At 38.1% G+C, this 23538-nt stretch carries 15 protein-coding genes and 1 pseudogene; 2 read left to right on the forward strand and 14 right to left on the reverse strand.

Going from position 1 to position 23538, the window contains the following annotated elements; all coding sequences use genetic code 11:
* Positions 1-12: 12 nt before the first annotated feature.
* The 6 genes from AC6BKE_RS21115 to AC6BKE_RS21140 all read right to left on the reverse strand — a co-directional run bounded on the left by AC6BKE_RS21115 (position 13) and on the right by AC6BKE_RS21140 (position 8026).
* Positions 13-1434 (reverse strand): aldehyde dehydrogenase family protein, encoded by a 1422-nt coding sequence (locus AC6BKE_RS21115; protein WP_499857940.1) that lies wholly within the window; start codon positions 1432-1434, stop codon positions 13-15.
* Between the two features lie 94 nt (positions 1435-1528).
* Positions 1529-2536, reverse strand: coding sequence for a LacI family DNA-binding transcriptional regulator (locus AC6BKE_RS21120; protein ID WP_231745076.1), 1008 nt, complete (start codon positions 2534-2536; stop codon positions 1529-1531).
* A 71-nt stretch (positions 2537-2607) separates the two neighbouring features.
* The gene (locus tag AC6BKE_RS21125; RefSeq protein WP_036128319.1) at positions 2608-3828 is read right to left on the reverse strand and encodes an RtcB family protein; all 1221 of its coding nucleotides are present in this window, start codon (positions 3826-3828) and stop codon (positions 2608-2610) included.
* Between the two features lie 490 nt (positions 3829-4318).
* Positions 4319-6169 carry a dynamin family protein gene (locus AC6BKE_RS21130; protein WP_101966763.1) on the reverse strand — a complete coding sequence of 617 codons (1851 nt, stop codon included), beginning with the start codon at positions 6167-6169 and terminating at the stop codon, positions 4319-4321.
* Positions 6170-6456: 287 nt separating this feature from the next.
* Positions 6457-7341 carry a ribokinase gene (rbsK, locus tag AC6BKE_RS21135; protein ID WP_271910164.1) on the reverse strand — a complete coding sequence of 295 codons (885 nt, stop codon included), beginning with the start codon at positions 7339-7341 and terminating at the stop codon, positions 6457-6459.
* Positions 7342-7585: 244 nt separating this feature from the next.
* Complete coding sequence (locus AC6BKE_RS21140; protein ID WP_271910166.1) at positions 7586-8026, reverse strand: Lrp/AsnC family transcriptional regulator; 441 nt, start codon at positions 8024-8026, stop codon at positions 7586-7588.
* A 226-nt stretch (positions 8027-8252) separates the two neighbouring features.
* On the opposite strand from AC6BKE_RS21140, the gene AC6BKE_RS21145 reads away from it, so the two are divergent.
* A complete protein-coding gene (locus AC6BKE_RS21145) occupies positions 8253-9461 on the forward strand; it encodes an MFS transporter (RefSeq protein WP_101966764.1) in 1209 nt (402 codons plus the stop codon).
* Positions 9462-9714: 253 nt separating this feature from the next.
* Here AC6BKE_RS21145 and tnpA read toward each other — a convergent pair.
* Positions 9715-10139: pseudogene (tnpA, locus tag AC6BKE_RS21150) on the reverse strand (IS200/IS605 family transposase).
* Between the two features lie 588 nt (positions 10140-10727).
* Here tnpA and AC6BKE_RS21155 point away from each other — a divergent pair.
* Positions 10728-12440 carry a methyl-accepting chemotaxis protein gene (locus AC6BKE_RS21155; protein WP_499857942.1) on the forward strand — a complete coding sequence of 571 codons (1713 nt, stop codon included), beginning with the start codon at positions 10728-10730 and terminating at the stop codon, positions 12438-12440.
* A gap of 138 nt (positions 12441-12578) precedes the next feature.
* Here the strand turns inward: AC6BKE_RS21155 and AC6BKE_RS21160 are convergent, their stop codons facing one another.
* The 7 genes from AC6BKE_RS21160 to ilvB all read right to left on the reverse strand — a co-directional run bounded on the left by AC6BKE_RS21160 (position 12579) and on the right by ilvB (position 23230).
* Positions 12579-15806: a collagenase gene (locus tag AC6BKE_RS21160; RefSeq protein WP_499857944.1), complete on the reverse strand. Its 3228-nt coding sequence runs from the start codon at positions 15804-15806 to the stop codon at positions 12579-12581.
* A 505-nt stretch (positions 15807-16311) separates the two neighbouring features.
* Positions 16312-16902, reverse strand: a complete 591-nt coding sequence (gene leuD, locus AC6BKE_RS21165) for a 3-isopropylmalate dehydratase small subunit (RefSeq protein WP_058844543.1) — start codon at positions 16900-16902, stop codon at positions 16312-16314.
* Positions 16903-16933: 31 nt separating this feature from the next.
* Positions 16934-18343: a 3-isopropylmalate dehydratase large subunit gene (leuC, locus tag AC6BKE_RS21170; RefSeq protein ID WP_058844542.1), complete on the reverse strand. Its 1410-nt coding sequence runs from the start codon at positions 18341-18343 to the stop codon at positions 16934-16936.
* A 17-nt stretch (positions 18344-18360) separates the two neighbouring features.
* The gene (gene leuB / locus AC6BKE_RS21175) at positions 18361-19461 is read right to left on the reverse strand and encodes a 3-isopropylmalate dehydrogenase (protein WP_036123302.1); all 1101 of its coding nucleotides are present in this window, start codon (positions 19459-19461) and stop codon (positions 18361-18363) included.
* A 368-nt stretch (positions 19462-19829) separates the two neighbouring features.
* The gene (gene ilvC, locus AC6BKE_RS21180; RefSeq protein ID WP_036123296.1) at positions 19830-20864 is read right to left on the reverse strand and encodes a ketol-acid reductoisomerase; all 1035 of its coding nucleotides are present in this window, start codon (positions 20862-20864) and stop codon (positions 19830-19832) included.
* A gap of 87 nt (positions 20865-20951) precedes the next feature.
* Entirely contained in the window at positions 20952-21467 is a 516-nt protein-coding gene (gene ilvN / locus AC6BKE_RS21185) for an acetolactate synthase small subunit (RefSeq protein ID WP_036123293.1), read from the reverse strand.
* A complete protein-coding gene (gene ilvB / locus AC6BKE_RS21190; RefSeq protein WP_058844541.1) occupies positions 21464-23230 on the reverse strand; it encodes a biosynthetic-type acetolactate synthase large subunit in 1767 nt (588 codons plus the stop codon). Before ilvB ends, ilvN begins: the two co-directional genes overlap by 4 nt.
* Between the last annotated feature and the right edge of the window lie 308 nt (positions 23231-23538).

Here is a 23538-nt window from a genome sequence, read left to right on the forward strand (position 1 = left end):
CTCCATTCGTGATTATTGGTTATTCCAAATTACTAGCTTCATTTCCGTCATTTCCTCTATTGCATATTTAATGCCCTCACGACCTGTGCCACTTTCCTTCACACCACCGTATGGCATATGATCTACACGATACGTCGGAACATCATTAATAATGACACCGCCAACCTGTAATGATTTCGTGGCTTGGAAAGCAATCTCAATAGAAGGTGTAAAAATCCCTGCCTGTAAGCCATAATGGGAATCATTGATAGCTACTATCGCATCCTCTATCGATGAGACTGTATTCACCGTAACGACAGGTGCAAAGATTTCCTCACAGGACACACGGCTTTGTGGTTGAGCATTATATAAAACAGTAGGTAATAAAATGTGATTCTCAATGCGACCACCAGTTATAATCTGTGCCCCTTCCGCAACTGCCTCTTCAATCCATTGATAGGCTCGCTGTTGTTCAGCTCGTGAAATCATCGTCGCTAAATCCGTCTTGCTGTCCAGTGGATCACCCATTATTAGCTGTTCTATTTTTACTTTCAGCAGCGATAAAAATTCGTGAATCATACTCTCCATAACATAAATACGCTGCAATGAAATACACACTTGACCTTGATTTGAAAAAGCTCCCATCACAATGCGATCCATTATACGGTCGAGTTGGACTCCTTCATCAATAATAACGCCTGCATTCGAGCCTAATTCTAATGTTACTTTTTTCAAACCAGCTCGATTACGTAAGGAAATGCCTACTGCAGGGCTTCCCGTAAACGTTATCATTTTAACGTATGGATGTGCTAAAAACATATCCCCTACTAATTTGCCTTGTCCAGTTACAAGATTAAATGCTCCTGCTGGTAAATTGGTTTGGGCTAATAACTTGGCTAAAAAATGAGCAGATAATGCTGTTTGTGTGGCAGGCTTCAACACAATGGTATTGCCTGCCGCTAACGCTGGCCCTACTTTATGGGCTACTAGATTTTGCGGAAAGTTAAATGGCGTAATCGCTGCCACTACACCTATTGGTTCCCGTAATGTATAGGCAAAACGCCCCTCTCCATTTTTCGAGGCATCCATCGGAATCATCTCACCCGTAAGTCGCTTCGCTTCTTCAGCCGCAAATTTATAGGTTTCAATGGTGCGATCAATTTCTGCATAGGCATACTTTAACGGCTTCGCTGATTCCAATGAAATAATGCTTGCTGCTTCTTCCCGATGTTCCGCAAACAGCGTGGCTAAATGTTCCAATATCTCCGCGCGTTGAAAAGCGGTTAAAGCAGCCATTTGAGGAGCTGTAGCCTGCGCACTTTCAATGGCCTCCTGTACATCCTGTTCAGTAGCCATCGCAAATTGTGCAATCACTTCCTGTGAGTAAGGAGCTTGCACCTCCATCCAGTCAGCGGTCATCTTCCATTCCCCGTTGATCCATAAGCCCTTTTTCAAAACTTGTGTCACTCCTTTCTTTATGGTTACGTATTCATTTCAGAAAATAAAGAAATGAATACGTAACCATTTTGGTGTAAAAAACAAACTGACATTACATCAGTTCATTTTTACACGTTGTATTTCTTGGGAAAAGTTTAACAGACTCTGTTTGCTGGATGCAAGTACTTTTTTTTTCCATGATCTCAAATAATTTTTCGATGGCCATAAAACCAAGGTTTTCCTCTGTGGTTAAACCAACTGTTGTTAAAGCAATAGAATGATGTTTACTCAGCTCGACATTATCAATACCTATGACATTAAAATCCTTCGGAACCTGAAAGCCTCTTTCCAAACAAAGATTTAATATTTCAATAGCGATAGCATCTGTAGCTGCGCAAATAGCTGTTGGTCTACTAGCGAGTTGTAAAAGTTCCTCAAAGGCACGTTCAATATCCTTTTTATTAGTATTCGTTAAAAAAGTAGGCACGGCTTTGGCCTCTATCCCATGTTCCTTTAAGGCCCGTTCAAATCCCTGATAGCGCCCATAAAAAGTACTCATTTGATGGGGCCCACCTATCCAGCATAAGGATTGATGCCCTAACGATAAAACATGATTGGCTGCAAGATAACCAGCATGCACATTATCAATCTCTACAAAATGTCTATTTTCTTGATGCTTACGATTAAACATAATAAACGGGATGCCTAGTTTTTCTAGTTTAAAAAACAAATCATCTTGGTACAGCATAGAAGATAAAATGATCGCGTCTGCTTTTGTTTCCAAAACCGCATTATAAATTGAATGTAAATTATCCTCTGTTCCAAAATAGACATTGACTTTATAGCCACGTGCATTAACATAATTCACGATTGCTGTTGTTGTATCAACAAAAAAAGGGTTGTGTAACGGCCCCGAAATCAATGTTATAATGCCTGTTTTTTTCTGAACAAGCGATCTTGCTATATCATTTGGCACATAGTTTAGTTCCTCAATCGCCTTCATTACTTTTTCAATTGTTTTTGGCTTTACCAGCTCTGGCGTATTCAACACCCTAGACACGGTTGTTTGTGAGACACCAGCATGCTTTGCCACATCTTTTGAAGATACCAAAAAAACCACCCATTTCATCATTGTAAAGCTATATTATACCATTTATAGCATAATGGTAATAGGGAAGACCAATTATTGGTTTAGCCCTTTCGTTCATAGGGCTTAGCTGCTTCACTCGCTTTAAAATTGTAGACGGGTTGAATAACTTTTACAATATCCACTGTTTCCCCAATAGCAGCTGTAATTTCTGCCATTGGCTTATAGGCCATTGGTGCCTCATCCAATGTTTCTTCGTTAACAGATGTTGTCCAAACCCCTTTCATCGTGTCTTTAAAATCTTCCATATTCAACGCTTTTTTAGCCGCTCGACGTGAGAACATGCGCCCTGCTCCATGCGGTGCTGAATAATTCCATTCTGCATTGCCCTTCCCAATACAAATAAGAGAACCGTCTCGCATATTCATAGGGATGACAAGCTTTTCTCCTTTATTAGCACGAACAGCCCCCTTACGAAGGGTCATTGTTTCTGTCTCAATATAGTTATGGATCGTATCAAAGGTATCTACAAAATGCCAATCCATCTGTTTAGCAATCGTTTCTGCAATCGTCCAACGATTCATACGTGCAAACTGCTGTGCAATCTTCATATCGTGAATATAGTCATGGAAAGCTTCACCTTCTAAATAGGCTAAATCTTTCGGAACTGGCGGGTGTTGTTCCTTATAGGCTTGAATCATCGTTTGAATCTCCTGTTCCCGTCCTTGCTGCTTAAGCTCTACTATCTTTTCAGTCAAATCTTGTCGACGTAAATTTTCATAAGCTCTCTTTTGATGCCAATTGGCAACCTTTGCCCCTACATAGCGTGAACCTGTATGAATCAATAAATAGTAGTGATTGTCTTCATCCTTTGCCAATTCAATGAAATGATTGCCTCCACCAAGTGTCCCTAATGATAGATTGGTATAGTCATCTTTCAAGCCGCTTGCTCGAAATTGTTTACCTTCAAACTCTAAAAAATGTCGATTGGGTGATACTTCTTGATGAATGTCCTGCCCACTTGGTATATGTGTTCGAATAATGGTATCGAGCTTTTCATAATCCACTGTCGATACATTTAATTGAGCGACTAATACACCACAGCCTACATCTACACCGACAAGATTTGGTACAACACGACCCTGTAATTGAATGGTTGTGCCAATAACACAACCTTTCCCCGCATGATAATCTGGCATAATCCGTACCTTAGTACCTGCCATGAAAGCCTGATCTGTCAGCTCTTGAATTTGCTCGATGGCAGTTTGCAATGCTGTTTGTGCATAAATTTTGGCCTCTGTGTAACGACCTTTAATGTCAATCATGTCTATCCCTCCTTCCTATTTATACGTAAAAATGGAATGAAATGTTTCGTAGTGTTGAAAAACAAAACCATCCATAGCATTTTTGTGAAGGGTGAAAATGGGTTTCCGTTGCAGGCTACTTACTTTCCACTCCATAAAAATGTTTCTTTTTAGCAAAGGTTTTCAAATAAAGTGAAGGGTATTCACTACTCTTTATGGAGGGGTGTTATCATTCATCATTTTTCCATATTGAAAATAAGAGACTATCCTTTCTCTAATCATACAAATAATGGGCTATTTTGTTTACTAGGGCTTGGATAAAAGATAAGAAACAGATACTTTTACACATGGTGAGTGAAGCGGCTCATCGAACGCTTCCTGAAAAGGACGCAAGCAGAACGGCCATCAATCCCTCGCCTTTCAAAATGGCTGCTGCTGCCGTTGACATCACCTGTTCTCAACAACATGAAACGTTCTAAAAGATTATACTTTTAGAACGTTTTGCAAAGGCTTATTCTTCATACTGAATAGCTAATTTCTTTGGTATTTCTGGTATATCGTTTGATTTTACATCTTCTTCTTTTAACGTAAGCCTTTGTAGTGCGTACTTTTCTTGCACATCAAAAGGTATTGCAATACTTTCCATTTTATTATGCATTTGACTTCGTGCAAGTAAGCCTTTGTTGGATAAATCAATAGCTAGAATAGCCTGAACAGTTTCCTCTAGCATTTCAAGATCCTTCGTTTTCAGCGGCATTTGCTCGTTCATTAAAAATGGTTGAAGCTGCTCTTTAATATAACCCTGCGCTTCAATTAAGCAAGAAAATTCGTTTAACTTTTCAGCATAACGCTTTAATTGGCGCTTCTCTTTTGCACGTTGTTGATTTAATTCTTGTACTTTTTGTTCAATACGATGCATGCGCTCTTTCACTAAATCCACTAAATAGGCTTGTATACCTTGCATCATTTGTAATACAGTGGCTTCCGCTTGCTGTACTTTGTCATATTGAGCGACACAATCCAATTGCTGCTCATTTAATTTTTGAACTCGCTCTTTGAAAAATTCATTTTGTGTATGCTGACCAAAAATAGCTTTCATAAGCCCTTTGCCATGAATTTTTTTATGCTGCGCATCCAAGCGCTCATATTCACGGGAATATTCACTATGCATGTTGCGATATTCCCGTAACATTTGTTGGTAATACACAGCCATTTCAGTAAACTCTTCCACCTTATCATCCTGTAAATAATCATGTAGCGAGATCGTTTGTAACAGCTGATATAATGTTTGAACTTGTTTAAATGTATTCGCTACCTGCTCGTATTCTTGCTCATATTCTTTAACAATTGCTAAATCCCGTTGATAGCGAGAAAATTCATATTGGGTATCGCCTGCATATTTCTCAATATTCTCTACAGCAGATTGAAAAGGATCACGTTGTGGAATTACAGTTAATTCGAAGCGGAATCGTTCAAGCCATTGCAAGAAGCGGATTAAGATGGCGTAGGTTTTTTTATCACTATTTTCAGCCACACGATGGATGTGGGCAATTAAATGATCGTACTGGCTTTTTTGCCAAAGCTCCTGGTTGTCCGTTTGTTTGGCTTCTAGTGCATCGGTTGCTGAAACCGCTACAAAATCACTCATTAAATGACCAATACGTTGTTGTTCTGAGCTCATAAATGCTGTAGCATGCTCATCGATATCAATGCCATTGATGACACATAAAGGTTCTACCCCTTTATTTTTTAATGCATCTATCAATAATAGTTCGGCATCAATCGCCATAGAACCCGCACGCAGCACCCAGAAAATTTCATCGACACGGTTCATAAGCGCTTCTGAGAAATAAGCCATTTCGCCTCCACCTGCTTCTAATGAGACAGAATCGATAATAGTTACCGATTTTAATAAATCATTTTTCAAATAGACTTCAAGATAATCTAAATGTTCCCGTAAAATCTGAGAGGCAAACGTATCACCAGTTGTCAGTAGCTCTAGTTTACTCATATCAAATATAGCTACAACGCCATCTAAAAAATAGGCTTTAATCTCTTCTTGTTCACCATAGCGTATAAATGTATTTACACCTGTTGGATGCTGATCATCAACTGATAATATTTCACGTCCAAGAAGCCCATTGACAAGTGTCGTTTTGCCCACTCTCTCTTTTCCGACTACTAAGATCATCGTTTGGTTATTGGCATCTTGAATAATCCGATTTAAATGTTTCGCTGTATCTTTCACATATGTATTTTGCACAATGATGCCATACAAATGTCGCAGGTGATCAACAAATTGTGGCAAAATATTATTCGCTGAGGTTGTATATTCGATTGGCGTGTTGTCAATGTTCGTCATCCTCAAAACCTCTTTTCGTATGTATCTATAAAACTATTATAAAGGAAACCATGGCTTTTCTAATACATGGATTGATGAAAAGAGGACAATGTACTTATGTGATTATATAGTAAATAGGAATTCATCCTTATACTTATTCGATGTCTGCTCCATATATGAGCGGTTACTCGGACTAAAGGGAACAGCGTACCCCTCTGAATTCTACTAATTTTAATAGAAGCATGAGGTATTATCATTTTTATTTACCTCTGTTTTTCTATTGCAATGACCTTTCTCCTAAATGAAGTCTATTCCTCTACTCCAGCCATCCGAGCGTAAACAGCGCCAAGTGTTGGCATGCCGCCTTGTGCACCAAATTTTTCTACAGACAAGGAAGCAGCAATATTGGCGAAGTATACGGCCTCATCCAACGATTGTCCCTCTACTAAAGCATAGGCTAATGCCCCATTAAACGTATCTCCTGCTCCAGTTGTATCCACAGCTGTCGTCATATAGCCTGGTACATGGATTGGATAGGAGCCATCGAAATAACATGCACCATCACTACCTCGTGTCAAAATTATTTTATTAGGATACTTTTCTAAAAGTTGCTCGAACGGCTCATTAAAAATTTCAGCACATTCTGTTTCATTTGGCGTTAAATAGCTAATATCCTCCATCCACTGCACATCAAAATTGGCTGCTGGTGCAGGATTTAATAGGACAGAAACACCTGCTTCTTTACATAATTGAATGGCGTAGGCTGTCGTCTCTTTTGGGATTTCAAGCTGTATGATTACCATTTGACTTTTTTGTATCAATTCCTTAGAAGCTTCAAGGTGAGATGGGGATAACGCATAGTTTGCTCCAGGTACAACAACGATTCGATTATCGTCATTGTAAAGAAGAATATTGGCAATGCCTGTAGGAGAAGAAGTACTAGTTACAATCGCATCTGTCTGAATCTGCTCCTGCTGTAAAGTGGCTTGTAATGCCTTACCAAAATAATCCTCACCTACACAGCCAATCATTGCCACTTCACTGCCAAGACGAGCTGCCGCAACTGCTTGATTAGCCCCTTTTCCTCCAGGGACCGTTTGAAATGCATTGCCCAGAATGGTTTCCCCTTGTTTTGGAAAAGTATCCATGTGTACAACTAAATCCATATTTAAACTTCCGATCACTGTAATCATCAATTTCACTACCTTTCTTCTTTTTGATTAGCAAAAAAAGCTGAAATGAACACAATATTGTATTCATTTCAGTAGCTAATTTTATAGTAATATATTTGCAAAAACCGAAAAATCATCTAGATACTTTTCTAATATATCCAATGAAATCACTTGATAAGCAGAAACAGCAGTAATTTGAAATCCTGCATGTTCATTAAGTTTTCTATTGGAGCACCCTGGAAAAATTGAAAAGCCTCTCTACTTGTTACTCAACACTTAAATTTGGTATCAATGACTTGTTTTCAATAGGTGATGATAAGGAAATCAATGTAGTGGAATCGCCATACTTCATACTATCATTTTCAAATAATTCAAGTTCCTTTGTTGATTCAACTACTACTTTAATCAAATAATTGTATTCTCCGCTAATTCGGTGACACTCTACTACTTGTGAGGCCTGCTTACAATAATCAACGAAATTATTGCACTTTGTAGTCCGGAAAAGGACAAACGCAACAGTGGTTTTCCCAACTTTTTCATTCGAAACTATAGCTCTGTAGCTCTTAATCACTTCTTGTTCTTCTAGTCTTTTTACCCTCTCTGTTATTGCTGGTTGAGATAATCCTATTAGTTTTCCAAGGGAAGTCATTGACAACCGAGCATCTGATTGTAAACGCATTAGTATATCTGCATCAATACTATCCATTTAAGCACCCCTTCATTTATACGATACTGACATTTCACAATTAATAGCTATCCTATTGTAAGGTGTCTATGCCTCCTACATTATTATATTATACTTCAAATGCAATATCATCAAAATACATTAATTTTATAGCTAAATACATAATAATACCTTTATTATCAAATGTAAAATCAAAAATGACATTAGTATAATTAATTCTATCAACTAATCAGGAGGTCTTTTATAAATGAATAATAATGATTTAACTAAACAAAATGAAAAATCTGTTGCAATACCTTCAGAACGTCTCCCTTGGGCCGGTTTAATTGCACTAGCTATGGCAGGGTTCATATGTATCCTTACCGAAACTATACCAGCTGGTTTATTAATACAGATAAGTGAAGGACTCGCTGTGTCCGAATCTCTTGCAGGTCAACTTATTACAGCTTATGCTCTTGGCTCACTAATTGCAGCTATTCCTATAACCACTGCAACACAAGGGTGGCATAGGAAACCCTTGCTGCTTTTATGTATTATTGGGTTCCTTGTATTTAATACTATTACAGCCCTTTCTTCTAGTTTTACCTTAACTATAATAGCTCGATTCTTTGCGGGTGTAACGGCAGGCGTCCTGTGGGGAATGAGCGCGGGATATGCACGACTTATGGCGCCAGAGTTACTTAAGGGAAGGGCAATGGCAGTGGCCATGATTGGTACTCCTCTTGCATTAGCTTTTGGTGTTCCTGCTGGGGCATTTCTCGGTTCCCTTGTTGGCTGGAGATCTGTTTTCGGAATAATGTCACTCTTAGCAGTATTATTGATTTTATGGATTATCTGGAAAATCCCTGACTTTCCTGGGCAAACATCTGAAAAGCGAATGACCCTGCTCAAGGTTTTCATTACCCCTGGGGTTCGTCCGATTTTATTTGTTGTATTAGTTTGGATACTTTCTCATAACATACTTTATACTTATATCGGACCATACCTCTCCGAAGCAGGTCTTGCGCAACGAGTTGATTTGGTTTTACTCGTTTTCGGTATTGCATCTTTAGTTGGAATTTGGGCTATTGGTATATTCATTGAGCGTATACTACGTACTTTAGTGTTAATGAGTCTAGCCGGATTTGGATTGGCATCATTATTATTAGGTATCGGAATTAGTCACCCTACTATCATTTACATTGCTGTAGCTTTATGGGGTTTAACTTTTGGAGGAGCAGCAACACTTACGCAAACAGCAATAGCAGATAATGCTAAAAAAGGTGCAGATATTGCCCAATCAATGCTAGTTACTGTTTGGAACCTCGCTATCGGTGGAGGGAGTGCAATTGGAGCAATCCTGATGGAATCATTTGATGTAGTATCTTTTCCATGGGTAATGTTTATCCTCATTCTTCTTGGATTTCTAGTAGCGTTTCGCGCAAATGTTTCTGGGTTTCCTCAAACAAAACAATGATTAAATCAGGATATTCCTTGAAACACATAGCCATTTCGTTGCGGCTTTATTTCAAACATCTTATCTTTTTTTGTAAACACTGCAACTTTATTTCAAAGCTATATTGTATTGCTATTTAATAAAATCAGAACCACCAGTCCAACTGGTGGTTTGCTCTTCTCGTGAAACGCTTGGATACTGGCCCATGTCTAAAGACACTCTGAAAGGTCCGCCAACCGCACCCCATTTTCAAGCTACCACTAAAGTGGTCTTATTATTTTCGTTTGTTTGCTTTTATTTCTTCTCCTGTAAAAGGATCGATGAATTCTTTCATGGTCATTTGATCCTCAAGAATATCCTCTTGTAATTGATTTTTTATATATTCCTGAATGATTTTATTTCCATATTTGTATTTCAGGCTCGCATGTCGATCGAATATCATTAAACTACTTTTCCCTTTCAAATATCCCACAAACGATGAAACACTTAGTTTGGGTGAAATACTCACCAACATATGAATATGATCAGGGCAGGCTGTTGCTTCTATAATTTCTACTCCTTTTTTTCACATAACTGGCGTAAAATTTTACCTATGTCTGCTTTGATTTGTCCATAAATAATCTGCCTTCTATATTTTGGCGCAAAGACAATGTGATACTTACAATTCCATGTTGCGTGTGCTAAACTTTTATTATCCATTTGGATCTCCTTTCGTACGAAGTCGGTTGACCAGACCTGAATTCATTGTACGATTGGGGTTTTTTTCTTGTCCATAGCTAGAAGTTCTTTAGAACCCCTCGCATAGCAAGGGGTTTTCAAAAGATACAATAAAACAGCTTCGATTTCTCGGAGACTGTTCAGACTGTCGACAAAAGGAAGCGAGAAGTTCATACTCGCTTCCTTTTGTCATTTTTCATTATGTTTAAAAATGGTCATTCACTACATAATAAACATACTCTTTAAGCATAAAAATTCTTTTAAGCTGCCTGCCATGTTTAACATAAACCATCTCACCTGTAGTAGCGTTCCTTCATTTGTCCATATGTTAAATTTTCAAGAGATAGTTGATATAAGAGGGTTTGCGGTAAGCCTTTTTCAAATACGAAAATGAACAGCTAACAAAACCTAGAAAATAAGGAAGTTCACCAACTAAGGTAACATTTTTAAAACAATGAAAATGAAAAAGCTATAGTAATACCCTTGTTCTAAATCATATTGATTAACTACAACTAAAGTACTATAATTAATTTTAAAATAGAGATAATAAAAAGAAGGTGGTAAGTGTCTATGGGTCAACAGCAGAAAAATGGTAGAGTCAGAAAAGGAAGCTTAAAAAATCGTATTATTGGAATATCACTTTTACTGTTTATTTCGATTATCAGCATCAGTTCCTATTTAAATATTAAGACAGTTAAAGAAAATGTTTCAGATGCTTTATTAGAAAAGAGTATACAGCAGGTCGATGAAATTGCACGTCAAGTGGAGAATATTCTAGTTTCTAATTCTAATCCTACAGTGGAACTGCAAAATTTCGTTGAAAACAAAGTACAACAAAATGGAATTGCTTATGCAGTTGTCATTGATAAAAATGTTACGGCAATTGCCCATAGTGATAAGGAGAAAATAGGTAAAAACTATGAAGATGATTCCTACTCTGTAGATGGAGCGAAAAATGGGAAAACGATGACTAGTAGATTCTATGCGGATATTCAGAAAAGTTGGACGTTCGATATAATGGTACCGATTTATATAAATAATACGCTTTACGGATCTATGGATGTAGGTATTTTCGAGGGTGACATCACAAAAGTTACGAATGCCATTTTACTAAAGGAAATTATTACAGTTGCTGTTGGCTGTATTTTATTCATTATTTTAATGATTTTTATTTTAAATAAAATGTTCAAACCTTTACTGTTAGCAGTTGATAAATGCAATGACATGGGAAAAGGAGAATTCACTGAGTTAATCCCCCCAAAATATACAACTAGAAACGATGAAGTAGGTAAGCTTACATATGCTTTAAATGAGATGCAAAATCACTTTGTTGATTTACTTAATGAAATCAGTCTAACTTCGAATAAGGTTACTGCATCATCTGAAGAACTGCGAGATGCAACCAGTACTTCTTTAGAGTCTTCAAAGGATTTATCATCTGCTGTTGAAGACATTGCTAAGGGAGCTGTGGAACAAGCAAAAGATACCGAATACGGGACTGCAAGTATTGGAGAGCTAGGAGAATTAATTGAAAGTAATCAGGATCATTTAGAAAATCTGAATCTATTTGTCGATGAAGTAAGCCATATTAAAGATGAAAGCTTACTCATATTAAAAGAGCTTGTTGCTAAAACAGAAGAAAATAATAAGGCAGCAAAAGAAATTTATGACATCATTCTCACGACAAACGAAAGCTCTGGGAAAATTCAAAATGCAAGCCAGATGATAAGAACCATTTCGGAACAAACGAATTTATTAGCTTTAAATGCGGCTATTGAAGCATCTAGAGCTGGCGAAGCTGGAAAAGGGTTTGCAGTTGTTGCGGACGAAATACGAAAATTGGCGGAGCAATCAAATCAATTCACTAAGGAAATTGCCACTGTTATAGGAGACTTAACAGCAAAAACTGGACAAGCTGTTCAGACTATCCAAGAAGTGAATCATATTGTCAATTCTCAAGCTACAAGTGTTAATACTACGAATGGCAAGTTTGAAGATGTTGCAAACTCTATTGAAAAAATAAAAACGGTCATTGAGGAATTATATAACTTAGGCAATAATATGGGTGAAAAGAAGGACGAAGTAATAGATATTCTACAAAACTTATCTGCCATATCGGAAGAAAATGCAGCTGGTACGGAAGAAGCAGCCGCATATTTACAAAATCAAACAAACTCCATTTATGAAATTGCCAATTCCAGTGAAGAATTAGCAAAGTTAGCTAATAAAATGCAGGAAAATGTCTCAAAATTTACGATTCAAACAAACTCAACTCGATTGTAAGAACAAAGCCCAATTTCTCTATTTAATTACAGAGAAATTGGGCTTTTTAAACTAGGAATGTCTTACGTACACTATTTAGTTTTCAATGCTACTCGTCACACTAAAAACAAGAATTTTCGTTTATCTTAAAAAATAGTATTAGTGTACATTAACAGTATATGTTCCATTTTCATTATCAAATTTATAAATATATAAATAATACTTTCCTGGTTTTGCATTTAATTTTCCTTTTATAATACTTCCATCTTCCTGTCCATAGGAAGTGTAATTTTGCATATCAGACTCATGATAAAGTACCCATGTCATGCCAATTTGATTTTCATTTACGACAGAAATATCTATTTCTTTTGGAGACGTAACATCGAATTGATATATATCCGTATTATCATCATCAAGCAAGCTACCTTTTATTGGCATATTAAATGGCATTATAGTCGCTTCTTCGGGATGATTATTTGGTTCTATCTCTGTTTGCGCTCCATTCCGTACATTTACTGTATATGTCCCGTTTTCATTATCAAATTTATAAATATATAAATAATATTTTCCTGGTTTTGCATTCAATTTTCCTTTTATAATATTCCCATCTTCCTGCCCATAGGAAGTGTAATTTTGCATATCAGACTCATGATAAAGCACCCATGTCATGCCAATTTGATTTTCATTTACAACAGAAATATCTATTTCTTCTGGAGACGTAATATCGAATTGATATACATTCGTATCCTTATCAATCAAACTACCTTTTAGAGGCATATTAAATGGCATGATAGTCGCTTCTTCGGGATGATTATTCTCTGTCTGCTCCCCTCTCCGTACAGTTACAATTGTTTTAGCTTTACTTGCTACTCCCTTATCATTTTGCACTGTTAATATCACATTGTATGTTCCTTCATCTTCGTATACATGAATAGGGTTTGCCTCTTCACTTGTTTTTCCATCACCAAAATCCCAAAGATAAGAAACGATATCTCCATTGTGATCTTTTGAACCATCGCTTTTGAACTGGATTTTTTCATTTTTGATTCCAGTATATGGACCATTTATAGTTACAAAAGGCGCTTGATTTTCTCCCTCATCCGTCGCAATGCCATGGAAAACAACATCATATTCAAACTGGTTTGCCGCATTCACACGGTAGTTTACAAAATACGCTGTCGCTGTTTTATAGCCGCTCCATTCTTTTTGCGACAGTTGCTCCAATACTTGGTTCACTTGCTTACTCATCGTTTTCCAATCTTGAGATTCACCTTGTGTTTCACTACCTCTATACGTGCCTTCGAGTGTAAATGTATTAAAAAATTGAGATTTATGTTTTGTCATATTTCCATCTTTTAGGTTAGCAATATCGACAATTTCTTGCTCCACTTCGTCTAACGCTTTTGGTTGATGTTGCACTAAATAATCTTCTGATACTTGTGGTACCTCGTATTTTTCTTGATTATCAATCAATTGCTGCATATAGGCTTGGTATTCCGCATTTAGTTGTGGATCTTTACTTAAAGTGTCACGATACGCATCATAATTTTTCACATCGTTCGCTCGAATTAAATCTTGAATCCTATCAAATGTATCAAATTGGTGATTATACATATAAGACTGCAATGCAAATGAATAGTTATAAAAATCCCATGATCCATATTTTGCAAACATTGTTTGTTCAGCTGTATAGCGTTGTGATGGATCCTCCGATAATCCACTAATAATACTCTTACGTGGAACAATGTCATTTGTACGCGTTGATCCAGCGAAAAATTCTGCATTTCCTTCCTGGAACCATGTTAGTCGCTCGTTTTGGTACATATCACCTGTTCCGAATAAACCTGGAACCTCATACCTACCCTGTAAATAATGTGTATATTCATGACGGAACAACTCTTCTAAACTATAAATACTTTGCTCTGGCGTCCGTTCATATGTAAAGAACGTTCCATTCTCTTCAATATAAATACCACCATTATTTGTTTCATATCCATACAATTGACGGTTTAATCGATATTGATCTGGAGAGTTATAAATGACTACTGTTAAGACATCGTCAGCATTACCTGGTTCTAATGCTTTATCATTCCCAATTACACGATGATATTGTGCTTTTACTTCTTTTGCAGCCCAGTATAATCTTTGAATTTTGTCTTCTGTTACTTGATCTCCCGTTTTAAATACAATGGATCCATCATCAAATGTATATGTTTTCGGTAGATACTGCTCCTTTCCTTCTTCACGTACTTGCTGTAAATCTACTGTCTTTCCACTATAGTCTTTTCCACCATAATTTGTAGTAATTTGCTCTACTGCTACAAAATAAGCTTCACTTAAATATGGATACATTTGCATCGCTTGTGTAACAACTTCTAAACCTTTATTCGGATTACTATGGAAGCCTCCTAAACGCCCTGCATAATAAATGCCATTATTGATTAACCAACTATTGTTATCTGTCACATTATGTATAAGAGCAATTTTATTAACTTCATTTATGAAGCTATCAATTTTGCCATACCACATCGTCGTATTAGCTTCTTTACGAGTATCATATAAATACGACTGTAAGTCATAATCAATGCCATGTATTACATCGTATATAGCTTGTCCTTTTGACGACTCGTCTTCAAATGTAGAGAGATTTTCGTTATACTGCTTTAAAATCTTCGTAGCAAGTTGAACTGTTTCCGCATCACTAGAAGCATTACCTATTAATTTCCCATAGGCAGATACTACTTTATCTTGTTCAGCTGTACCTAGTTTAAAGTTCGGATTCTTAGCTATTTCTTTTAATGCTGGTAAACACTTATCTTGGAAACTTCTCTCGTTTAAATAACCTAGTTCGTTATTATAAAATGCTACATAAAAAGCCGAACGCAATAGCTCAACAAATGTTTCAATCCCCTTTGAATCATCTTTCGTAAAAGAACTTCCTCTTTTCCCCAATTCATTAATAATCACTTGCATGCGTTCTTCATTTTGATAGAAAGCTTTTGTTTCCTCACTGAATTGGAACAAGTCTGTTATTTGATACCACCGAATATTTCCTAGCGTATCAATTAGCTCACGATCGTTCATTTTATTAAGCTCTGCCATCGAGTACTTTTCCTGCAATTGCTTCGTATCAGCCTGTTCTATAATTGGAGCTGGATGTTGCGAAAAATCTCCAATTTCCAAACGTTCATCAAATGATAATGTTTCATCAGCCTTTGTAGAGTGTACAATTTCATCTTTCGACGTTTCTATGCCAATTGGTTTCATTTGTAATACATTATAGGGCGTTTTTTCTGCTGCTGATGCTTCTGCTTGTAACCCTCCTAACGACAGTGCCATTGTGCTAATCCCAATTAACACTTGATTGAATTTAAATTTTTTCTTCATAATAAGTCCTCCTATAGTACTACATTACTTATTTGGTAATATATTTATTATTTGGTACTATATTACCCATTTTAAAATAACATATTATGTAAAAATATCAATAGATAATGTTATATTTAGGAATTTTTTCTTTTATAATTTGAACACTAAGACACAATTAGACCATAGAACTTAGTACCTTCCATTTATATATGAGTATGGGGAAGCTAAACATTTCTTTAATAGACAAATCACCAGAAACTCATTCAACATCATATTTGGGAATCGTCTGTGGAGGAAGCCGAACATTTACGACATGAGAATGAAGGGATTAATACTTGGATGTTAGGCTGAAGAGAGGTTTTCTACTAGATAAATAAACGAAATCAATAGCAGTCTCTAGTTTTCATACTAAATTATCTTTGGGTGCTAATTGATCCATCAGTAGTGGAAATCAACAGCTTTACTTTATTTCACTGTAAAAGAAAAACTGAAGACAACATAAAGTTGTCTTCAGTCTATCAAGTTAATAGGCTATCCGCTTTGCTTCATAGGCAGCAATATGGTCTTCGTATTTAAAGGTTAAGGCGATTTCATCCCAGCCATTGAGTAACGTTTCCTTATAATACGGATCAATCGAGAATTGATACACTGTACCATCTTCACCCGTTACAGTTTGCTCTGCCAGATTTACTTCCATTGTGTACGGCTTTGCCAAACCTTTAGCCAGAATATTATCGCATTCGGCTTCTGTTAGCTTAATAGGTAAAATTCCATTTTTAAAGCAATTATTATGGAAGATATCTGCAAAGGAAGGTGCTATTACTACATTAAAACCATAATCTAAAATGGCCCATGGTGCATGCTCACGAGATGAGCCACAGCCGAAATTATCTTGTGCTACTAGAATTTTTGATGCTTTAAATTCAGGTTTATTTAATACGAAGTCTGTTACTTCATTGCCTTGCGCATCATAGCGCCAGTGATAAAATAAATACTGCCCAAAACCTGTGCGCTCAATGCGTTTTAGAAATTCCTTTGAAATAATTTGATCTGTATCGACATTTTTACGATCAAGTGGTGTGATGACACTATTGACGATATTAATTGGTTCCATTTTTACTCATCCCTTCCGTGTAAAGCAAGATTTACACAGTTTCCTTGACAAATTCACGCACATCAACAAAATGACCTGCAATCGCAGCGGCTGCTGCCATTGGTGGTGATACTAAATGTGTACGAGAACCCGCGCCCTGACGTCCTTCAAAGTTGCGGTTAGATGTAGAAGCACAGCGTTCACCAGCTGGTACGACATCATCATTCATGGCTAAACACATGGAGCAACCTGACTCCCGCCATTCAAAGCCAGCTTCCATAAAGATTTTATCCAAACCTTCTGCCTCCGCTTGCTTTTTCGTAGTATGTGACCCTGGCACAACGATCGCTGTGACCTTATCGTGCACCTTGCGTCCTTTGATGATATTAGCTGCCGCACGTAAATCACTAATTCGTGAATTTGTACAGGAGCCAATAAAGACATGCTGGATGTCAATGGATGTTAAGGATTGCCCTTCCTCTAAGCCCATATAAGCAAGCGCTTTTTGAAGTGCCGCCTTATCAGAGTCATCCTCGTAATCTGCCTGTGTAGGCACATATCCTGAAACACCCGTACCCATCGAGGGATTGGTACCCCATGTAATGATAGGTTCAATTTCTTCTGCTTGTATGATACGAACTGTATCGTACGTAGCATCCTCGTCTGAGGCAAGGCTTAGCCAATAAGCAGCTGCTTCCTCTAATTTTTCACCTTGGGGTGCATATTTGCGACCACGAATATAATCGACGGTTGTTTGGTCAGGTGAGATGAGCCCTGCTTTTGCTCCTGCCTCAATCGACATATTACAAATCGTCATACGTTCTTCCATTGATAATTTGTGGATTGCCTCTCCAGTGAACTCCACAATATGTCCTGTACCAACGCCAATGCCGAACTTCGCAATAATGGCTAAAATAATATCTTTAGCTGCTACGCCAACTTGTAGCTCCCCTTCAACACGAATTTCCATCGTCTTCGGCTTATTTTGCCATAATGTTTGCGTCGATAATACATGCTCTACCTCTGATGTACCAATCCCAAAAGCAATTGCCCCAAAGGCACCGTGAGTGGATGTATGTGAGTCACCGCAGACAATTGTTTTACCTGGCTGTGTTAGCCCTAGCTCAGGCCCGATAACATGTACAATGCCTTGGTCAGGGTGACCCATCCCTGCTAGCTCAACGCCAAATTCTTCAGCATTTTTAGCCAATGTTTCGATTTGATTGCGTGCAATGGGATCATGGATAGTCTGTAAATTTTTCGTTGGTACATTATGATCCATTGTCGCAAAGCTTAAATCAGGACGACGCACTTTACGTCCATTCAAACGTAGCCCTTCAAAAGCTTGCGGAGATGTTACTTCATGAATTAAATGAAGATCAATATATAACAGGTCCGGTTTGCCCTCTTCCTGATAAACTACATGTTTATCCCAAATCTTTTCAATTATATTTTTACCCATTGTCTTCACCTATTTCTTTAAATATATGTTGTCATAATGCTTTGTGAAACAAAGCTAGTATCAATTTCATTAATTACTTTATCTGTCCATTCATTTGTCGAAAGAATACGATTGCCGTCACGGGCTAGATCTGCTGTAAAGTAACCATCATCAAATACCGCACTAACAGCACGCTCAATTTCTGCTGCCTCTTCTGTTAAACCAAATGAATATTGTAGCATCATAGCGACAGAAAGAATGGTTGCTGCAGGGTTTGCGACTCCTTGCCCTGCAATTTCTGGTGCTGACCCATGTACTGGTTCATATAAGCCAAAATTATCGCCACGGATAGATGCTGATGGTAATACACCTAAAGAGCCAGTAATGACAGAAGCTTCATCGCTTAAAATATCACCGAACATATTTTCAGTGACTACAACATCATAGTGTCCTGGGTTTGTAATAAGTTTCATCGCCACAGAGTCTACTAGATTATGTTCTACGATCACATCTGGATAATCTTTTTTCTTAGCTTCTACGACTTCTCGCCATAAGCGACTTGTTTCAAGCACATTCGCCTTATCAACAGAGCATAATTTGCCGCCACGTAAACGTGCTAGCTCAAAGGCATTTTCAACAATACGTTCCACTTCTGCTTTTGAGTAGACCGTTGTATCAATTGCGCCATTTTCAGTACGCATACGTGGTTCCCCGAAGTATACGCCGCCTGTTAGTTCACGGACAATCATTAAATCAACGTTTTCAGCTACTTCACGTTTCAGTGGTGAAGCATCTAGTAAACTCGGGAACGCCTTTACTGGACGTAGATTTGCAAAAAGATCGAAGTGTTTGCGAATTCGCAATAACCCTTTTTCCGGGCGTAATTCAGGTGGATTCTGATCCCACTTTGGACCACCTACAGCACCTAATAAAATCGCATCACTATTTTCACACATCTCGATTGTTTCTTCTGGTAGTGGATTATTATGCTGGTCGATAGCAGCACCTCCAATTGTTGCATACCCCAAATGAAAAGTATGATTAAATCGTTTACCAATCACTTGTAATACACGTACAGCAGAAGCAACAACCTCAGGGCCAATCCCATCACCAGGAAGTACTGTAATTTTTCTCTCCATCATCAAAACACCTTTCTTTGTATAGCGCATTCGCTAATTTAGTAAAGACGCCCACCTACCATTAATTTAGGTGGGCGCATTCATTACGTCTACGCGTAATTTTTTGTGAATGGATACAATACGCCATATCATCATTGCATCCGACTTGTGAATGGTATGTCATACGATTCACTACCTTTAAAACCTATACAGGATGTGCTCCCGAAGGCCTGCTATTAAATGACGGTTAATGGCATTTAATAGCAGCTTCTAAACATCTTGAGAGGAGTTACGGCCGGTAGTCGATATATCCTCATAGTAAATTTTCAGCTGCGGTTAAGTAGATCTCAGCCAATTGTTCACCATTGTGAAGCGCAGTATCGAAAATATTAATTTTTCGCACTTGCCGCTACTTCTCGCACAACTTTTTCTTTCCCTTCGTTGATGAATGGCATCATAGCACGTAATTTCGCGCCAACTTCTTCGATTTGGTGGTTCGCACCAGCTTCCTTGAATTTTGTATATTCTGGACGACCATTTTCATTTTCTTGAATCCAACGACGTGCAAATGTGCCATCTTGGATATCTGTTAACACGTCTTTCATACGAGCCTTTACAGTTTCATCAATAATGCGTGGTCCTGCCACATAATCTCCCCACTCTGCTGTATCAGATACCGAGTAGCGCATTGTAGCCATACCACCTTCAAACATTAGGTCTACAATTAATTTAAGTTCATGTAGCGTTTCAAAGTAAGCTAGTTCTGGTTGGTAGCCAGCTTCTACTAACGTTTCGAAACCTGCTCTTACTAGCTGTGTTGCACCACCACAAAGTACTGCTTGTTCACCGAATAAATCTGTCTCTGTTTCTTCTTTGAATGTTGTTTCAAGTAAACCACCTCGCGCAGCACCAATTCCTTTCCCATAAGCAAGTGCTAAATCTTTTGCTTGCCCAGTAGCATCTTGATGGATAGCGAATAGACCTGGTACACCAGCACCTTCTTGGAATTGACGACGAACTAAATGTCCTGGTCCTTTTGGTGCTACTAAAAATACGTCAACATCTGCTGGTGGTGTAATTTGACCAAAATGGATATTGAAGCCGTGCGCAAACATCAGTGCTTTACCAGCTTGTAAATATGGTGCAATTTCTGCTTCATAAACGGCTTTTTGACGCTCATCTGGTAATAAAATTTGAATCACATCTGCTTCTTGTGCAGCCTCAGCCACAGTTTTCACGTCAATACCATCAGCTTTCGCAGCATCGAATGATCCACCTGGGCGAACCCCAACTACTACGTCAAAGCCTGATTCTTTAAGGTTTAGTGCATGTGCATGACCTTGTGAGCCGTAACCGATAATAGCGATTTTTTTTCCTTTTAATACGTCCTCGTTGATGTTTTGTTCATAGTACATTGTAGCCATAGTTTATTTCCTCCTAGAATTTGGTTTGGTTTTCATAGCTTTAGAGCAACTTGCTGTTTCAATAAAGCTATCAATTTTATATGCAAACTATTTTAAAATAGAGAGCTGTGGGTTTGAGATTTTTTGCGTTTCACGCACAGAGGCAGTGGCTCCTGTACGTGTCAGTTCTTTAATGCCATATGGTCGAATGAGTTCGATAAAGGCATCAATCTTTTCTGGGTGCCCTACTACTTGATACGTCACAACATTTTTGGCTGTATCAATAATTTGTGCACGAAATGGTTCAACAATCGAATTCATTTCCAAGCGTAGATTTGGTGGTGAAATAACCTTTACTAGCGCCAGCTCTCGCAGAACAATTGATTTGTCGGTAATATCATTGACTTTTAACACATCAATTTGCTTGGATAATTGTTTTACTAGCTGCTCGATTTTGCGTTCATCCTCAACATTGACAACAAAGGTCATCTTAGAAAAATTTGGTTGTTCAGTATGCCCTACTGTAATCGATTCAATATTGAACTGTCGCTTCATCAACAAACCTGTCAATCGGTTTAATACACCACTTTGGTTAATCACAGTTACAGTAATTACTCGTTTCAATTCTTTTTCACCCCAATCATTTCATGTAAGCCTTTGCCTGGTGCTACCATTGGGTAAACACATTCAAGCTGTTTCACTCGACAATCAATTAATACTGGCTCATCAGAAAGTAGTGCCTCACGGAAAATATTCTCCGCCTCATCGATTGTGTTAATACGATAGCCTTTAATATTATAGGCATCCGCTAATTTAACAAAATCTGGTTGGATTGGCATCAGCGACGATGAATAACGTTCTTCATAGAATGTTTGTTGCCATTGGCGCACCATTCCAAGACAACTATTATTCAAAATCACTATTTTTACTGGTAAGTTAAATTCCTGTAGAATAGATAGCTCCTGTGCCGTCATTTGGAATCCAGCATCTCCTACAATCGAAATAACTTTTTTGTCTGGCTTCGCAAACTGAGCCCCAATTGCGGCCGGGAAGCCGAAGCCCATCGTACCAAGTCCACCAGACGTTACCCATGCATGATCATTATTTAAATGGTAGTATTGTGCTGCCCACATTTGATGCTGCCCTACATCTGTCGTTACAATGGCATCACCCTCTGTAATCTTGTGCACTAATTGCAATGCCTCTTGTGGTAAGATTTCTTGCGTATTGGCATCTTTGCAATACCACAATGGGTATTCATTCGCATGATTATTTAAAAAGGCTAGCCAGTCTGCTGTATCAGGACCTTCGAAATCCTTTTTCAACAATGCCTTTAACGCCTCTTTTGCATCCGCAACAATCGGAATATCTGTCGGTACGTTTTTACCAATTTCAGCAGGGTCAATATCGATATGGATAATCGTTGCATTTGGTGCAAATGTGGCTAAATTTCCTGTTAAGCGATCATCAAAACGTGCACCGATATTGAGTAGTAAATCTGTTTTTGTGATGGCTGTATTCGCTGTAACCGTACCGTGCATTCCTGCCATTCCAAGGAATAAATCATGTTCCCCATGAATGGAGCCTAGCCCTAGCAATGTATTCGTTACGGGGATACGGTATTTTTCAGCAAAGGCCGTTAATTCCTCACGTGCGTCAGCAAAAAGAACACCTGCACCAGCTAAAATAACTGGATTTTTTGCCAAAGAAATTGCTTGGATCGCCTTTTGAATTTGTAAATAGTTTGGTTTATAGGTTGGTTGATAGCCTGGTAAATAAATTTCATCTGGTGCTTGTGGTGGATTCTCTACATCAAACAACATTTGTGAAACGTTTTTTGGAAAGTCCACAACCACTGGTCCCTTACGTCCAGTGCTTGCAATATGGAATGCTTCCTTCACAATACGTGGAATGTCATTGACATCCTGCACTTGGTAATTGTGCTTTGTGATTGGTGTCGTAATCCCCATGATATCAGCTTCTTGGAAAGCATCTGTTCCAATGACAGATGTAGCAACCTGACCTGTGAAGACAACTAATGGGATGGAATCAATCATGGCATCCGCAATACCTGTTACGAGGTTTGTTGCACCAGGTCCACTTGTGGCAATGACAACGCCTGTTTTACCTGAGACACGTGCATAGCCTTCAGCCGCGTGAATAGCCCCCTGTTCATGTCTTGTTAAAATATGGCGAATCGGATTTTTATACATCGCATCATAGATTTGTAATACGGCTCCACCTGGATAGCCAAAGATGATTTCAACACCTTGATCATGCAAAGCCTGCACTAAAACATCTGCACCGTCCTTCGCTTGATAGGTTTGTTCAGCCGTTGCTGTTGTTGCTAATTGTTCTTGTTCATTGATTGAAACATTCGCACTCATCAATTTATGCCTCCTTCATTTCTTTCAAAGTCATACATCAGTGTTCTAGATTAGTAAAGTGCCACTAGCTGGTAAGTCTACCTCTCTTCCTTTTCATTGAGAGTTTGCTCATTACGTCGTGAAAATAATAAAAAAGCCCTTTTCTCCACACGCAAAGAACTACCTTACGTAGGGATGAAAAAGACTTTCCATGGTACCACCCTTTTTTATAGCAAATAATTGCTACCTCGCGAATAAATGACTGCATTTATACACCTATGCAAAAAATTTCACATCCAATAGGGTGTCATAAAACATTTATTCATTAA

The organism is Lysinibacillus sp. COL-1 (assembly GCF_059814265.1).

Coding starts and splice junctions, on each gene's coding strand:
- AC6BKE_RS21160 (WP_499857944.1), bottom strand. CDS start 15,806: ATGAAGAAAAAATTTAAATTCAATCAAGTGTTAATTGGGATTAGCACA.
- rbsK (WP_271910164.1), bottom strand. CDS start 7,341: ATGATTACAGTGATCGGAAGTTTAAATATGGATTTAGTTGTACACATG.
- ilvC (WP_036123296.1), bottom strand. CDS start 20,864: ATGGCTACAATGTACTATGAACAAAACATCAACGAGGACGTATTAAAA.
- AC6BKE_RS21125 (WP_036128319.1), bottom strand. CDS start 3,828: ATGATTGACATTAAAGGTCGTTACACAGAGGCCAAAATTTATGCACAA.
- ilvB (WP_058844541.1), bottom strand. CDS start 23,230: ATGAGTGCGAATGTTTCAATCAATGAACAAGAACAATTAGCAACAACA.
- leuC (WP_058844542.1), bottom strand. CDS start 18,343: ATGGGTAAAAATATAATTGAAAAGATTTGGGATAAACATGTAGTTTAT.
- leuD (WP_058844543.1), bottom strand. CDS start 16,902: ATGGAACCAATTAATATCGTCAATAGTGTCATCACACCACTTGATCGT.
- AC6BKE_RS21140 (WP_271910166.1), bottom strand. CDS start 8,026: ATGGATAGTATTGATGCAGATATACTAATGCGTTTACAATCAGATGCT.
- AC6BKE_RS21155 (WP_499857942.1), top strand. CDS start 10,728: ATGGGTCAACAGCAGAAAAATGGTAGAGTCAGAAAAGGAAGCTTAAAA.
- AC6BKE_RS21130 (WP_101966763.1), bottom strand. CDS start 6,169: ATGACGAACATTGACAACACGCCAATCGAATATACAACCTCAGCGAAT.
- leuB (WP_036123302.1), bottom strand. CDS start 19,461: ATGGAGAGAAAAATTACAGTACTTCCTGGTGATGGGATTGGCCCTGAG.
- AC6BKE_RS21145 (WP_101966764.1), top strand. CDS start 8,253: ATGAATAATAATGATTTAACTAAACAAAATGAAAAATCTGTTGCAATA.